This is a genomic window from Shewanella sp. HN-41 (genome assembly GCF_000217915.1).
Lineage (GTDB): Bacteria > Pseudomonadota > Gammaproteobacteria > Enterobacterales > Shewanellaceae > Shewanella.
This window is the reverse complement of the sequence record NZ_AFOZ01000031.1, coordinates 95,063-109,081: the sequence shown is the minus strand read 5'-3', so window position 1 is coordinate 109,081 and position 14,019 is coordinate 95,063. Positions and strand designations below refer to the sequence as shown.

General features: G+C 48.5%; 10 protein-coding genes. 9 read left to right on the top strand and 1 reads right to left on the bottom strand.

Annotated elements, in window-relative coordinates:
- Positions 1 to 305: 305 nt before the first annotated feature.
- Positions 306 to 2,423 carry a DNA topoisomerase III gene (locus tag SOHN41_RS12140; RefSeq protein WP_007649355.1) on the top strand — a complete coding sequence of 706 codons (2,118 nt, stop codon included), beginning with the start codon at positions 306 to 308 and terminating at the stop codon, positions 2,421 to 2,423.
- 204 nt (positions 2,424 to 2,627) lie between these two features.
- Here SOHN41_RS12140 and SOHN41_RS12135 read toward each other — a convergent pair whose 3' ends face one another.
- Positions 2,628 to 3,917 (bottom strand): alpha/beta fold hydrolase, encoded by a 1,290-nt coding sequence (locus SOHN41_RS12135; protein ID WP_007649353.1) that lies wholly within the window; start codon positions 3,915 to 3,917, stop codon positions 2,628 to 2,630.
- 180 nt (positions 3,918 to 4,097) lie between these two features.
- On the opposite strand from SOHN41_RS12135, the gene SOHN41_RS12130 reads away from it, so the two are divergent.
- The 8 genes from SOHN41_RS12130 to SOHN41_RS12095 all read left to right on the top strand — a co-directional run bounded on the left by SOHN41_RS12130 (position 4,098) and on the right by SOHN41_RS12095 (position 13,791).
- The gene (locus SOHN41_RS12130; RefSeq protein WP_007649348.1) at positions 4,098 to 4,742 is read left to right on the top strand and encodes an MBL fold metallo-hydrolase; all 645 of its coding nucleotides are present in this window, start codon (positions 4,098 to 4,100) and stop codon (positions 4,740 to 4,742) included.
- Positions 4,743 to 4,989: 247 nt separating this feature from the next.
- The gene (locus tag SOHN41_RS12125; protein WP_007649345.1) at positions 4,990 to 6,729 is read left to right on the top strand and encodes a methyl-accepting chemotaxis protein; all 1,740 of its coding nucleotides are present in this window, start codon (positions 4,990 to 4,992) and stop codon (positions 6,727 to 6,729) included.
- 248 nt (positions 6,730 to 6,977) lie between these two features.
- The gene (locus tag SOHN41_RS12120; RefSeq protein ID WP_007649343.1) at positions 6,978 to 7,994 is read left to right on the top strand and encodes an XdhC family protein; all 1,017 of its coding nucleotides are present in this window, start codon (positions 6,978 to 6,980) and stop codon (positions 7,992 to 7,994) included.
- Positions 7,994 to 8,776: a nucleotidyltransferase family protein gene (locus SOHN41_RS12115; protein ID WP_007649341.1), complete on the top strand. Its 783-nt coding sequence runs from the start codon at positions 7,994 to 7,996 to the stop codon at positions 8,774 to 8,776. The genes SOHN41_RS12120 and SOHN41_RS12115 overlap by 1 nt, the downstream gene beginning before the upstream one ends.
- A 3-nt stretch (positions 8,777 to 8,779) precedes the next feature.
- Positions 8,780 to 9,283, top strand: a complete 504-nt coding sequence (locus SOHN41_RS12110; protein WP_007649339.1) for a (2Fe-2S)-binding protein — start codon at positions 8,780 to 8,782, stop codon at positions 9,281 to 9,283.
- A 1-nt stretch (position 9,284) separates the two neighbouring features.
- Positions 9,285 to 11,531: a xanthine dehydrogenase family protein molybdopterin-binding subunit gene (locus SOHN41_RS12105; RefSeq protein WP_007649337.1), complete on the top strand. Its 2,247-nt coding sequence runs from the start codon at positions 9,285 to 9,287 to the stop codon at positions 11,529 to 11,531.
- 209 nt (positions 11,532 to 11,740) lie between these two features.
- On the top strand, positions 11,741 to 12,232 hold the full coding sequence (locus SOHN41_RS12100; RefSeq protein ID WP_007649335.1) for a DUF1097 domain-containing protein: 492 nt from the start codon (positions 11,741 to 11,743) through the stop codon (positions 12,230 to 12,232).
- Between the two features lie 104 nt (positions 12,233 to 12,336).
- Positions 12,337 to 13,791 (top strand): methyl-accepting chemotaxis protein, encoded by a 1,455-nt coding sequence (locus tag SOHN41_RS12095; RefSeq protein WP_007649333.1) that lies wholly within the window; start codon positions 12,337 to 12,339, stop codon positions 13,789 to 13,791.
- Positions 13,792 to 14,019: the final 228 nt, after the last annotated feature.

Sequence of the window (14,019 nt, the reverse complement as noted above, 5' to 3'; positions counted from 1 at the left end):
GAGTTGCTTCATAGTCAAAAGTGTTAAATATTTGATAATTCTGTGTTTGGGAATTGATTTGTGCTCTGAGCAGAATCATTTTCTACAATCCAGCTTATTTGTCCGATAAACCAGAGCCGCATCCAGAGTCCAACTAACCCGATTAAGCGATAGCTTGCCATGCTATGTTCGAGTTGTTGAGCATTGTTAGCCATTGGATCTGTACATCGCCGTGAGCATAGATGAAGGAAGCCATATTGGTATTTGCACTCTAAGGAGCTTTGGGCTAAATTACACTGTAATTATATCCAGTGTTTGGTGTTTGTATGATCCTCTATATCGCAGAAAAACCTAGCCTAGGGCGGGCCATTGCCGATGTATTGCCTAAACCCCATAAAAAAGGCGATGGATTTATCGAAGCTGCCAATGGCGATTGTGTGTCTTGGTGTGTCGGTCATTTGCTCGAACAGGCGCAGCCCGATGCCTACAACCCAGAATATAAGTCTTGGAAATTTGAACATTTACCAATAGTGCCGGACAAATGGCAACTAAAACCAAAGGCGGCGACCCGCAGTCAACTCTCAGTGTTAAAAAAGCTAGTAAAACAAGCCAATACACTCGTTAATGCGGGCGATCCAGACCGCGAAGGCCAGCTGTTGGTCGATGAAGTGATAGCCTATCTTGGGGTGACTGGCGATAAATTACATCAAACCCAGCGTTTATTGATCAGCGACTTAAACCCACAGGCTGTAAAACGGGCATTAACCCAACTTCGTAGTAATCGTGAGTTTATTCCTTTGTCTACCTCGGCCTTAGCCCGTAGCCGCGCCGATTGGCTCTACGGCATGAATATGACCCGCGCTTATACCATTCAAGGTAAAAAGGTCGGCTATCAAGGCGTGTTGTCCGTCGGCCGAGTGCAAACTCCTTTACTCGGGCTAGTGGTCCGCCGTGATGAAGAGATTGCTAATTTTCAATCTAAACCTTTCTATGAAGTGTTGGCCCATTTGGCAACAGAAAAGCAGGAAACCTTCAGTGCCAAGTGGCAACCCAGCGAAGCCTGCCTGCCGTACATGGATGAAGAAGGACGAGTGTTAGCCAGAGGGTTAGCGCAAAATGTGGTGAGTCGCATCAGTAATAAACCCGCCTTAGTGACGCAATTGGCCTCTAAGGATAAGAAACAACATCCGCCTTTACCCTACAGTTTATCTGCATTACAAATTGATGCGGCGAAACGTTTTGGCATGAGCGCTAAAGACGTGCTCGATACCTGCCAGAGCTTATACGAACGCCATAAACTTATTACCTATCCGCGCTCCGACAGCCGTTATTTACCCTTAGAGCAACATAAGCTCGCACCAGCGGTGCTCAGGGCGGTGAGTCTGGGTGCTGGCGAGTTATTGCAAGGTGCTGATGTGCCCGATCCCCAGCTTAAATCTAAGGCGTGGGATGATAAGAAAGTGGATGCCCACCATGCCATAGTCCCCACCGAGAAAACCGCTAATCTATCGAGCTTAAGCCTGCGAGAAAAGCAACTTTACCTGCATATTGTCCGCCAGTACTTAGCCCAGTTTTATCCGGCCTATTGTTACAGTGAAACCACAGTGCAAGTGACTATCGAGGGTGGCTTATTTAATACTAAGGCACGCCAGGATCAGTCCCTAGGCTGGAAACAACTCTTTGCCCGCCAAGAGCCTAATGGCAGTAAGACGAGTGGCAACGAGTCAACGCAGGGAAGTACTGGCAAGGACGATGAGGATAGTGATGAGTTTATCGGCCAGTTACCGCCTCTGAAATTGGGGCAGGCTTTGCATTGTACTCGAGGCGAATTGCTGGAGAAAAATACCCAGCCACCGAAAGCCTTTACCGATGCCACCTTACTCAGTGCCATGACGGGGATCAGCCGTTATGTGACCGACCCTGAGATCCGTAAAATTCTCAAAGAAACCGATGGATTAGGCACTGAAGCTACCCGTGCGGGTATCATTGAACTGTTGTTTAAACGTGGTTTTTTACAACGCTTAGGTAAATCCATCGTCTCGACAGATGTGGGTAAGGGGTTAATCAACAGTCTGCCGGCGAGCGCGACTACGCCAGATATGACGGCGCTTTGGGAGGCAAGCTTGAATGGCATTTGCCATAAAGAAACCTCCTATCAAGCCTTTATGCAGCCACTGCTCGGCACATTATCGACACTTATCCAGAATGCGGGGGAACAACTGCCAACAGCGCTGAATGGTTTAAAAGGCCAAGGTTATCGTAAAACGGCTGGGAATAAATCTGGTTATCGCAAGTCGCCTTACCGTAAAGCCTCTAGCTCTGCAAAACGCACTGGCACGGCAAGTACCGCTAAAACAAGTACAACGACAAGTAGCAGTGCGAAAAAGTCGAGTGCGAGTTCAGGGACTCGGAGTCGAACACGCAAAGTGGCTGCTGAGGTTTGATAGGCACGAGTGTCATTGGTTTTAGGGGAATTTCCGGCCATTAAACAATAGCTGGAAATAGCCATAAATTTTGGTAAAAAAAGAGTAAACCAAAACGGTTTACTCATACGGAAATAGGTCGTTGAAACTAGCCAAAATCACTCAATAGATGAGGAGCAGGTTTATAATGTCAGCGTTAACTTAATTAACCCTTAAAATTAACATTTATCTTAAGAGTTCACCCCGATTCAAACTGATCAGTTTATCTAAAATCCGCTCGCCATCCATGCGGATCCCATTATGTTCATATTCCGATGTGAGCCAATATTTTAGCTGGCCGATTTGCTGGGCGGACTCCAGGCTGTATTGCATTTCGACAAACATATCCTCGCTGTAAATGGCGGCAGCAACGGGCACACGGTTATGGCTCAGTTGCTCAAGATTATACAGCGCTGGCCAGTCGGATTTGCTGGCCAGAATTTCTGCCGCGGCTTTGAGTGGCCTGAGGTGGCTAAATTGGTCGAACATCCAAGGGTAAATCATTTCGCCAGTGAAAAGGAAAGGCTTACCGACTTGGTAGTTAAAGGCGGGAAATGCTTGTCTTACCCTGTGCGCCGCCCACTGGGATGCGCTCTGCTGGCAATAGATGGCCTCGTGTAGCAGGGCAAAAATCGGGTTAGTGTTATAGTCGAGTAGTTGGCAAAAATGATTTAAAAATAATGGATTAACTTCTATACCAGAGGGGGTATTGATCAGGGCTTGCTCTAGCAGATAATAGACAGACTCGGGACCTTGCTCCATGCCTAAGTTAATGCCAAGCAGTTGCAACATTTCAACGGTGAGACGTTCCCCCGTGGCTAAATACACTTCATTGTCAATTAAGTGCTTCGCTAAGCGTGTGACTAAATGTTGGGCATCGTGAAACCGCTGGAAGAAAGCGTTGTTTTTTGCGAGCACACGTTGATAGGTAGCTTGATACACCTCATCACTGTGACGGGTTAAAGATGGAATCCCCCCTGTGATATAGGCTTCACTCACGCCTTTAGGGACAGCACTCAGATAATGCAAAACGCAAAATCCCCCAAAACTTTGGCCGAGAATCGCCCATTTATCGGCGGGGCAAAGCTGGGCTCGAATGGCTTCTGCATCACGAATGATATTGTCGGCTCTAAAGTGGCCGAGGTATTGCGCCTGTTCTATGGGGGTTAAATGTTTAAGGCTCTGGTAATTAATCGGTGTCGATAATCCTGTGCCGCGCTGATCGAGCAGTAGTACTCGATATTCTTTTAGTGCGCGGCGGATCCAACCACTATTACTGGCGGGACGCATGGCGGCAAACCCTGGGCCGCCTTGGAAGAACACTAAGTAGGGAAGCTTTTTATCTTTATTTTCAGTGCTACAGAGTTCTCTGGCAAAAACTTTAATTTGGGTGGCGATCGGATGCTGATAATCGAGGGGTAGGGTAAAGGTATGTTTTTTGGCAAGCACACCAGCAAGAACAATATCGGGTTTCATCAATCAACCTCTAAGGGATGGCTTTGGGGATATTGGCAGATTGTATACAAAAGCCCTGTTCCTGCAAGTTGGAACTTTTTGATTAGGCTTTGGTTAAGATCAATTTTAATTTGAAAAAATTGAGCCATGATGAGCCTCTTAGCGTAATCTATCGCCTATGGATAACACGAGATTGAAGCAATGAAGTATCAAATTATTCCAGTGACACCTTTTCAGCAAAATTGCAGTTTGATCTGGTGTGAGAAAACCAAATGCGCGGCGGTCGTCGATCCGGGAGGGAACATAGATCGCATTCAAGCAGAGGTGGCTAAACTAGGGTTGACGCTGAAAAAAATCCTTCTGACCCACGGGCATATCGACCATATAGGGGGGGCAAAATCCCTTGCCCAAGCGGAGAATATTCCCATTATTGGCCCCCATATTGCTGATAAATATTGGATCGATAATTTACCTAAACAGAGTCAAAACTTTGGTTTTCCCCATTGCGAGGCATTTGAACCGGACCAATACCTCGAGGAAGGTGATCTTGTTACCCTAGGAGAACAAACCCTGTCAGTGCTCCACTGTCCTGGGCATACACCTGGGCATATTGCCTTTTACTCTGCGCCATCAAAATTGGCTTGGGTGGGAGATATTCTCTTCAGAAGCTCCATTGGTCGTACCGATTTTCCCCAATCAAATCATCAGGATTTAATTCATTCGATCACCGAAAAACTGTGGCCCTTAGGTACTGATGTCGAATTTATTCCGGGTCATGGTCCTATGTCGACCTTTGGGGAAGAGCGCGAGCACAATCCTTTTGTGGCCGATCAGCTACTGCTCTAATCAAAGCGTGCAGACACCTTTGGCGGTGACGGCGATTTTTGTGTCACACTCATAGCCTTGTTAACGAGAATACCATTGCATCTCGATAGGTATATGTCCTAAGCATTTCGTTAAGTTATCATGGTTTTGCGAGTGAGAATTGCTCGCAACTACATAGATTAAAAGAATATTCCTGTATTTTTCCCTCGGTTTTAATACTTTCCACCTAGACTTAAAGTTGTCCTTCCGTCTCTTAATTGAGGAAAGTATGAAAACAAAAACAATGATGACTATGGTATTTACAACCATAGTCGCTAGTGCGCTGATAACGGCATTACTGAGTTTTAATGTAAAGTCTAGAATTGAACTCTTTAATGATGCAGCCAGTATTCGTTATCAGTCCTATCAAATCGCCGATGAATTAAGGCAAAGCTCCGATGACCTCACCCGGTTCGCACGAACCTACGCTGTTACGGGTGATGAGAAGTACGAAAAAATGTATATGGATATTTTAGCCATTCGAAATGGTGAAAAACCCAGGCCTGAAAAATATCACCAGATTTACTGGGACTTAGTGCTTAATTATGGTGATAAGCCAAAGCACGATGGTTCCAGAGTTGCGATAAAGACCCAAATGCAATCCCTTGGTTTCTCAGATGAAGAATTTCGTTACCTCGAACAAGCCCAACAAAATTCAGATGCGTTAGTCGCCCTCGAAGTGAAAGCCATGAATGCCGTTAAAGGCATTTTTATGGACCCTAATACCCAAACCTACAGTATAAAAGGAGAACCTGATCTCGCCATGGCGAGGGAACTACTACATAGCGATCAATACCATAGAGAAAAAGCCAAGATCATGCAGCCCATAGATGAATTTTTTACGGCGCTGGATAAACGTACCGAGAGCGAAGTGAACAATAGGCTAGACTTGCTCCATGCCGCGTTGAATTGGTCACAACTGGTATTGTTCATTGTGATTTTAGTCGCTGTTGGTGGATTTTTTATCGTTAAAAGCCGGATTGTTACACCGATAGTACAAACCTGTAGGGAGTTGCTCGATATCCAGCATTCAAAAAATCTTGCTCGGCGGATTTCGGTCTCGACCCAAGGTGAAATAGGCGAAATTGTTAGTCAAATCAATTTGTTTATTGCCTCACTTGCCAGTTCTCTCTCCACGACAGATGGCATTGCGAAGGAGGTCGCCGAATTAGCAAAACAGACAAAAACATCAATTCAAGTTTCACGGGAAAGCTCAAATCGGGTGGCGAAAGAACTCGATGCCAGCGCCAGTGCAATGGAGGAAATGACCACCACCTTAGTGCATGTGAGCGAGAGTACCTCTAATGCTGAAATGCGCGCTGCGGAGAATGAGACCCACGTGGGTGTTGGTCAGCAAACCGTTGCCGAGGCACTGAGTGCTATGACAGTGCTAGAAACTGAGTTCACTAATACTCAGGAGTCTATGCAGCATCTGGTCAGTCAAAGTACGCAAGTCAGTAATGTACTCGGTGTCATTAAGGCCATTGCAGAACAAACCAATTTACTGGCACTGAATGCGGCGATTGAGGCTGCGAGAGCGGGGGAACAAGGGCGAGGCTTCGCGGTGGTGGCAGATGAAGTGCGTTCGTTAGCCCAGCGTACCCAAGATTCCACTAAGGAAATCGATGATATCGTCGCCAGTCTGCAAAGTCGCACCAATCAAGTGGGCACATCGGTGACTCAAGCTGCGACGTTAATGCAAAAGGCCAGCACAGAGTTACAACGCATAGTGACAGTATTTGAGGATATTCGCCATAGCACGGCCGCTATCCATGGGATCAATTCTCAAGTGGCGACGTCAACCGAGGAGCAATCATTAGTATCCAAAGAAATTGCGACGAGTCTGGTGGTGATCCGCGATAACTCCCGTGAGGTATCACAAATCATCGAACAGATTGAATCGACTTCCATTAGCCTCGACAATCAATCCCAAATGTTGCGCACTAAGGCGGGGGAATATCAGTTCTAATTTGCCTTTACCCAGTGCGAAGATAAACCTAACAGCCCTCTAATACGACACGGATGTCAATTCCCGTCCAATTCATTCAGCAATTTCTAATGCGACACTTTTTGTAAACTATTGCCCCTATCAAAATAGAAACGTCTTTGCTAACGTGTTACTGCAACAGCCTCATTATTGTGCCTAAGCGATACGAGGTTTAATTTAAAGATGATTTACCCCTTCTTAAACATTTATCACCCAGCGGAGCCCTGCGGATGGATCACCAAATCGAAGATTTACTAGAGCATTGGTTACCGCTGGCAGATGACGCTTGGGTGTTGGCGGTGATCACGGCGATTCAAGGCTCAGCTTACCGTAAACCCGGCGCCATGATGTTGTTTCACGAATTTGGTCAGGAGGCGGGAATATTAAGCGGTGGCTGCTTAGAAGCCGACCTACGCCGCCATGCTCAACATGCTATGCAGGCTAAGCAAGTCATGTGCGTGACCTATGACGCCAGCGATGAGTCCGATGCGAGTTATCGACTCGGTTGTGGCGGTATCGTAGATATCATGTTGATCCCATTGTTAAAAGAGAATCACGATCTCGGCCTAATTGAACTCGTGCAGGCATTTCGCCATGGTCAATCGGGGTTCTACCAGCTGCCGTTAGTGAAATCTAGTGCGGATGCGCGCCTGTATCATGCCACCTTCTATCCTGAAACTGCGGCGCCGTTCCCCACCAGTGATTTTGTGCGAACGGGCGTCTTTACCCAAGGGGAGGAACAGTCGCTCGTGATCCCACTAAGGCCAAGATTCCACCTCGGGATTTTTGGCGGTGGTATCGACGCTAAGCCCATGGCCAACATAGCCCATACCTTAGGCTGGCAAGTGACCGTTTTCGATAGCCGCACCGCCTATGCCAGAACGGCGGATTTCCCCCATGCCCATATAGTGAAACTTAGTGCGGAGGAATTAACCGCCAATCATATCGCCCAATTGGATTGCGCCGTGGTGATGAATCATAACGTGGGCTTAGATGCTGCGGCATTGAAGGTCATTCAAGCCCATCCACTCGCCTATGTCGCCTTGCTTGGTCCTGCTCACAGGCGGGACAAAGTACTAGGGATGGCGGGGCTCAGTGCTGAATCTTTTTCTGGGGTGTTTTCAGCCCCCGCAGGGCTTGCCCTTGGCGGCGAGTTACCGAGTGCAGTGGCCTTAAGTATTTTGGCCCAATGCCACGGCGTGCTCCATGGCGCGACCTTAAAACATCTCGATGAGATAATGCGTTGATGACATTGCCGCCAGTGCAAAAGTCTGCTGCACTAGCGTCGACACTGCCCGGTTCGACAGTGCCAAAGTCGGCCGCGCTAACGTTGACAGAGCAAGCGCCACTTTTATCCAAACGACTGCTGATTGTGGTACTCGCGGCGGGTGAGAGCCGGCGCTTTGAGGGAATTAAGTTAGCGCAACGTGTACCATCACATAGTGCGATTGGAATCAGTGAACAAGCCATCATCAGCACCCATGTTGAGCGTTTACAACAGCTTTATTGCCAAGATCTAGATTTGGAGTGCCAAGGCACTCATTCTCCCCAGCATATGCCTCTGTTAGTCATACTCGGTGCTCACCAGCACATATTGCAGCCATTATTAGCCGAACTTCATTCCCGTCAGCCCTTTGATATTTTAGTCAATCCACAGTGGCATATGGGGTTGGCCTCCTCTGTGAGTTTGGCGGCAACTTATGCGAAGGAGCAAGGCTTTGATGCCATGCTGCTGACGCTCGCTGACCAAGTGGCCCTGAGCACCGATGATTATCGACAACTGATTTTGACATGGTATGAAACGGGTAAAGAGGTTGCCGCCCATTATTTGGGTGATGTGGGCGTACCTGCTATTTTTAATGCCGCAACATTGCCTCTGCTCACTCACTTGAGTGGTGATCGCGGAGCGAAATCTATTTTAAAACAACAAGCAGAGCAGGGAGCGTTAGTCGCTATAACACTACCCCGCGCCGCAATTGATATTGATACCCAAGCCGATCTTGCGTCGTGGTTGGCACTTAAGGAGTGAGTTATGGCAGAAGTATTATCCACCCAAGCCGTCGTCAAGGAAGCCAGTACCATAGCTTCCACCCAAACACTTTCCATCAACGGTAAATCATTTACCTTAGATGCCGATCCTAAGATGCCAATCCTGTGGGCACTACGGGATATGTTAGGCCTCACAGGCACTAAATATGGCTGCGGTGCAGGGCTATGCGGTGCTTGCACTGTGCATTTAGACGGCCAACCCGTACGCGCTTGCTTAACCAGTTTGGGGCAGGCACAGGGAAAACGACTGACAACGATTGAAGGGCTTGATAATCAAAAGCTTAAAAATGCTTGGGCCGAACATAACGTGCCCCAGTGTGGCTATTGTCAGGCGGGCCAACTGATGTCGGCTGCGGCGTTAGTGGCGCAGCATCCTAAGCCCACAGAGGAGCAAATCAACTCGGCCATGTCGGGGAATATCTGCCGCTGCGGCACCTACCCACGGATTAAAGCGGCACTGCAAGACTATGCCAAACAGGAGGGCTAATATGAGTACTTTTACTGCCGTAGAAAATTTAAGCCGCCGCGATGTGTTAAAACTGTTTGGTGCAGTGGGGGGCGGACTCGCCTTAGGGGCGAGTGGATTAACCTGGAGCCCCATGGCGCTGGCTCAGGATAAAGAAGCGCGGCTGAATCTGTTTATTGCCATTGGTGAAGACGACAAAGTGTATCTCACTTGCCACCGTTCCGAGATGGGACAGGGGATCAGAACCGGCATCCTGCAAGTATTAGCCGAAGAGTTAGAAGCGGATTGGGATAAAATTGTCCCTATTCAAGGCTTAGCCGATAAGCGCTACGGCAGCCAGAATACCGATGGTAGCCGCAGTATTCGTGAAAATTACGACCGCATGCGTCAGATGGGGGCGATGGCAAGAACCATGCTAGAGCAAGCCGCCGCCGCGCGCTGGAAAGTCCCCCTGAGCGAGGTGCATACCGCCAGCCATAGAGTGCTGCATGCTAAATCGGGCCGCTCGGCCAAGTTCGGTGAGTTAGCGTTAGCCGCATCAGAGCAACCCGTACCCGCGCTTGAGTCGTTAACCTTTAAAGAGGTTAAAGATTTCAAGCAGATAGGTGCATCGCGCCAAATCGTTGATATGGATGCCATGTTAAGCGGCAGTGCAATTTATGGTTACGATATTAAAGTCGATGGTATGCTCTACGCCAGCATCATGCGCCCGCCTGTGCTTGGGAGTGATGTGGCAAGCTTGGACGATACCGCGACGCGCAAAGTGGCCGGCGTAGTGGATGTATATCGTTTGCCAACCCCTCAGGGCGCACCCGCGTTTCAGGCTTTGGGCGGCGTTGCTGTTATCGCCACAAATACTTGGAGTGCCCTTGAAGGGCGCAAAGCATTAAAGGTCACTTGGACTCAGGCCGGCAACAGTCAGCATGATTCAAGTCTTTATTTGAAGGAGCTTGTCGAGCGAGTTCAGCAAAGCGGTAACGTCGTGCGCCAAGCTGGTGATGAGATCACAAACTGGCCCGAGGCGAATACGTTAAAGGCGGTTTATACCGTGCCTTATTTAATCCATTCCTCTATCGAGCCGCCTGTTGCCACCGCCCATGTGACTGAAAAGAGCTGTGAAATCTGGGCGTCGACCCAAACTCCCCAAAGCACACAACAAAATGTGGCCGCTGCGCTGGGTATGGAAGAAGAGGCGGTTAAAGTGAATGTCACCCTATTGGGTGGCGGTTTTGGGCGTAAATCTAAACCTGATTTTAGTGTCGAAGCCGCGCTGTTATCGAAGCAATTCAAGCGTCCAATTAAGGTGAGTTGGAGCCGCGAGGATGAGATCCAAAACGGTTATTACCATGCTATCAGCGCCCAGTCCTATCAGGCACTGTTCGATGCCAACAACAAACCGACCGCGCTTTTAGCCCGTACGGGGTTTCCATCGATCAGTTCAACCTTTGCCGAAGGGGTGGAATATCCCTCTGGTGGTGAGTTGGATTTAGGCTTTGTGGATGTACCCTTTGCTTTGCCGAATTTAAGATACGAAGCGGTAAAAGCGCAGGCGCATAGCCGTATTGGTTGGATGCGCTCTGTGTGTAACATTCAGCACGGTTTTAGTGTCGGCAGTTTTGTCGATGAAATGGCTCATCGTTCTCAGGTTTCTTGCCCAGCAATGTGGCGTAGCCTGTTAGGTGAAGCAAGGCGTGAGACCTTTACCGACCAACAATTTAAATACGGCAACTATGGCGAAGATCTTAATCGTCACCCCGTGGACGTGAGCCGCTATTTTGGGGTAATCGACGCGGTCGAAAAAGCCCAAGCTAAGGCACCCAAGGCAGGTAAAAATCAGGGCTGGGGTTTTGCCGTACACCGCAGTTTTGTCAGTTATGTCGCCGTGGCCATGCTGGTGGAGGTGAGCGAAGATAAACAGCTTAAAGTGCTGAATGCCATCGCTGCTATCGATGCGGGCACGATAGTTAACCCCGATAGGGTAAAAGCGCAGACTGAAGGCGCAATTGTGTTTGGTCTGAGTTTAGCCTTGATGGGGGAAATCACTTACAAAGAGGGCAAAGTGCAGCAATCGAATTTCCACGATTATCCTTTGCTGCGGCTCCCCCAAACCCCCGCTATTGAGGTAGTCATTATCGAGTCTAATGCTGCGCCTGCAGGCGTAGGTGAGCCGGGTGTGCCGCCCGTCGCCCCGAGCTTAACCAATGCAATTTTTGCGGCGACGGGGCTGAGGATCCGCGATCTTCCCGTGAATAAACTATTGCGAGTGTAAGTACTGCAACAGGGTTAACTGAAATCGGTTTGAACAAAAAAGCGCCTAATAAGCGCTTTTTTCGTTTTTTACCACAAAAAAATTGCTTGTTAGCGATTTTACGGGCATTAATGCCGAAAATTAGCAATAGATCAGGTTTTTGTTACCAAAATAGAGGTAATTTAACCAACAGATAAACTTCCGTGAATAGAAATATAAAGGGGTCATCCATGGAAAATCGTTGGCAAGTCGCTATTTCTGCCGGCCTATTGGCGGCAATTTGGTGTGGCGTCGCAGATGCTTTTCATCTGGTCACTTGGATTGGCTTTTTAGGTTGCAGTACTTTTTTTGCTCAACCCAAGGCTGGTTTTCAAGGCGTGATGATGGCGTGGTGTACAAATTTGTCCGGTGTATTTTGGGCTTGGCTCATCATCACTGGCAGCAGTTTTTTTGTTTCGCCCGTATTTGGGTATATTTTTACCGGCATAGCCACCTCGGCCATGTGCTTACAGGCGAGTTATCAAAAGCTGAGTTTTATCCCCGGCGCCTTTATTGGCTGCTGCATTACCTTCGCCATGGCGGGTGATGTTGCCAATATAGTGCCACCCTTGGTCATTGGTGGCTTATTAGGTTTTAGTATGAGCCTATTAACGGGGCAATTAGTTACCTTGACACAAAGGTGGTCGACAGCTACCCGTAACCAAGTGGCTAGCGCGGATTAGCAATATCTCTGCTTGGATCTTATTGCTGACATCTTTGTCGCGGCGATCTGAGCTATAATGTTGATTTAGTGCCAAATAGCATTTTGCTCTTAGGAATTATCAAGATGAAACAAATCCAGTTTCGCACCATTGATGCCATATTGATCAAACTCAGCCTTAACGGAAAATTTTGGGTTGTTTGCTCTATGGTGGCGCTGATCACGGCTGCCGTGGCACTTGTAAATTACCAACATGCCCACCGTAATCTCGAAGCCGCCTCCCTCGCTCAGGTACAGGCGACGGTCGATGCCTTTGCTCAAGTGGCCAGTTCGCAGCGGCTTGAAGGTGACACTCTGACCCAATTCGCCCGCGATAACGGGCTGACATTAATGCCACGCCAAACAGAAGCACAGCGTAAAGGCGATAGTGTAACCGCTAGCGCAGCTGTGGTCGGTGGTCAGGCTTTGCAGCTTTCACTGAATGCTAAGCAGTGGGAAAGCGAGGGGCGTAGCGATGCTAATTTGATGTTTTGGCTTGCCCTCGCCGGTCTATTGCCATTATTTCAACTAAGCTATTGGATTTCGACCTCCCTCGGTGGTGGCCTGTGGGATATGTATATGGCGATTAAACGTCTCGCCGATGGCGACTTGAGCTTTAGATTAAACTTCTTCGGTACCGACGATTTCAGTTTGATAGCTCGGGAAATCGATCGCTGTGCCGACAATATGAGCGAAATGGTGTCAGCCATTGGCAAAAATGCACAAACCTTGTCGCTTGCATCCGATGAGTTTAATCAACAGGCGAGCACCAGTGACGAACTGATCGGTTTCCAGCATCAATTCCTCGACTCGGTTGCCGTTGCTATGGCGCAAATGACCTCAGCGATTGAAGAAGTCTCAGTTAATGCCAGTAACACTTCACTGCACACCAAGGAAAACTCCAGCCAAATGTCGGCTAGCCAAGGGCGTATTAGCCATACGGTAGACAGTATTGGCTTACTTTCGACTAAGATTGGCGCGGCGTTTTCATCGGTGGAACAATTGTCTAAGGATGCGGCGAGTATCGATGCTGTGGTGACGACGATTAACAGTATTTCGCAGCAAACCAACTTGTTAGCCTTAAATGCGGCCATTGAAGCGGCCCGTGCTGGTGAGCAGGGTCGCGGCTTTGCCGTGGTCGCCGATGAAGTGCGAACCCTAGCGGGCCGAACTCAACAGGCCACGGTCGAAATTCAGGCCATGATTGAAGGCTTACAGTCTGGCACGAGTCGTTTATCTAGCATTACCATGGAGATAGTCGATCAGGCCGATGAAGGCCGCAGCGCGATTATCGCCGTCGGTGACGATGTCCAAGGTATGGCGCAATCGGTCAATGCGGTATTTGATATGAGCAGCCAAATTGCCGCCTCGGCGGAGGAGCAGAGTGTCGCCGCGCGTGACATTGCCGGACAATTGAATGAAATCCGCCATCAGTCGGAAACCATCAAACAAACGGCCCAGCGCAGTGTGACGTTAGCGCACGATTTGCATCAGGCATCAGTTGAGCTAGAAGGGATCTTAAAGCAGTATCGCACTAGCTAACCTCACCTTCAATGTGAGTTGCCAACATGGCCAGTTTCCAGCGTGGGTAGTTGAACAATAAGCCCGATACTGAGTCTCACATTGAGCATTAGCGTATCATCTGAAAATGGCGGAAATTGTAGATTTCCGCCATTTCATTCTCGAATATCCCGGAGCAGATAACTGAGTTGCATAGCATTAATTGCCAGTTGTGCAGTATTAGCTGTCATTGTTTTCCCTGTGATTCGC

What these genes read in the sequence shown, in the direction of transcription:
- SOHN41_RS12125 (WP_007649345.1), top strand. Translation starts at nt 4,990, where the DNA reads ATGAAAACAAAAACAATGATGACTATGGTATTTACAACCATAGTCGCT.
- SOHN41_RS12105 (WP_007649337.1), top strand. Translation starts at nt 9,285, where the DNA reads ATGAGTACTTTTACTGCCGTAGAAAATTTAAGCCGCCGCGATGTGTTA.
- SOHN41_RS12135 (WP_007649353.1), bottom strand. Translation starts at nt 3,917, where the DNA reads ATGAAACCCGATATTGTTCTTGCTGGTGTGCTTGCCAAAAAACATACC.
- SOHN41_RS12140 (WP_007649355.1), top strand. Translation starts at nt 306, where the DNA reads ATGATCCTCTATATCGCAGAAAAACCTAGCCTAGGGCGGGCCATTGCC.
- SOHN41_RS12115 (WP_007649341.1), top strand. Translation starts at nt 7,994, where the DNA reads ATGACATTGCCGCCAGTGCAAAAGTCTGCTGCACTAGCGTCGACACTG.
- SOHN41_RS12120 (WP_007649343.1), top strand. Translation starts at nt 6,978, where the DNA reads ATGGATCACCAAATCGAAGATTTACTAGAGCATTGGTTACCGCTGGCA.
- SOHN41_RS12110 (WP_007649339.1), top strand. Translation starts at nt 8,780, where the DNA reads ATGGCAGAAGTATTATCCACCCAAGCCGTCGTCAAGGAAGCCAGTACC.
- SOHN41_RS12130 (WP_007649348.1), top strand. Translation starts at nt 4,098, where the DNA reads ATGAAGTATCAAATTATTCCAGTGACACCTTTTCAGCAAAATTGCAGT.
- SOHN41_RS12100 (WP_007649335.1), top strand. Translation starts at nt 11,741, where the DNA reads ATGGAAAATCGTTGGCAAGTCGCTATTTCTGCCGGCCTATTGGCGGCA.
- SOHN41_RS12095 (WP_007649333.1), top strand. Translation starts at nt 12,337, where the DNA reads ATGAAACAAATCCAGTTTCGCACCATTGATGCCATATTGATCAAACTC.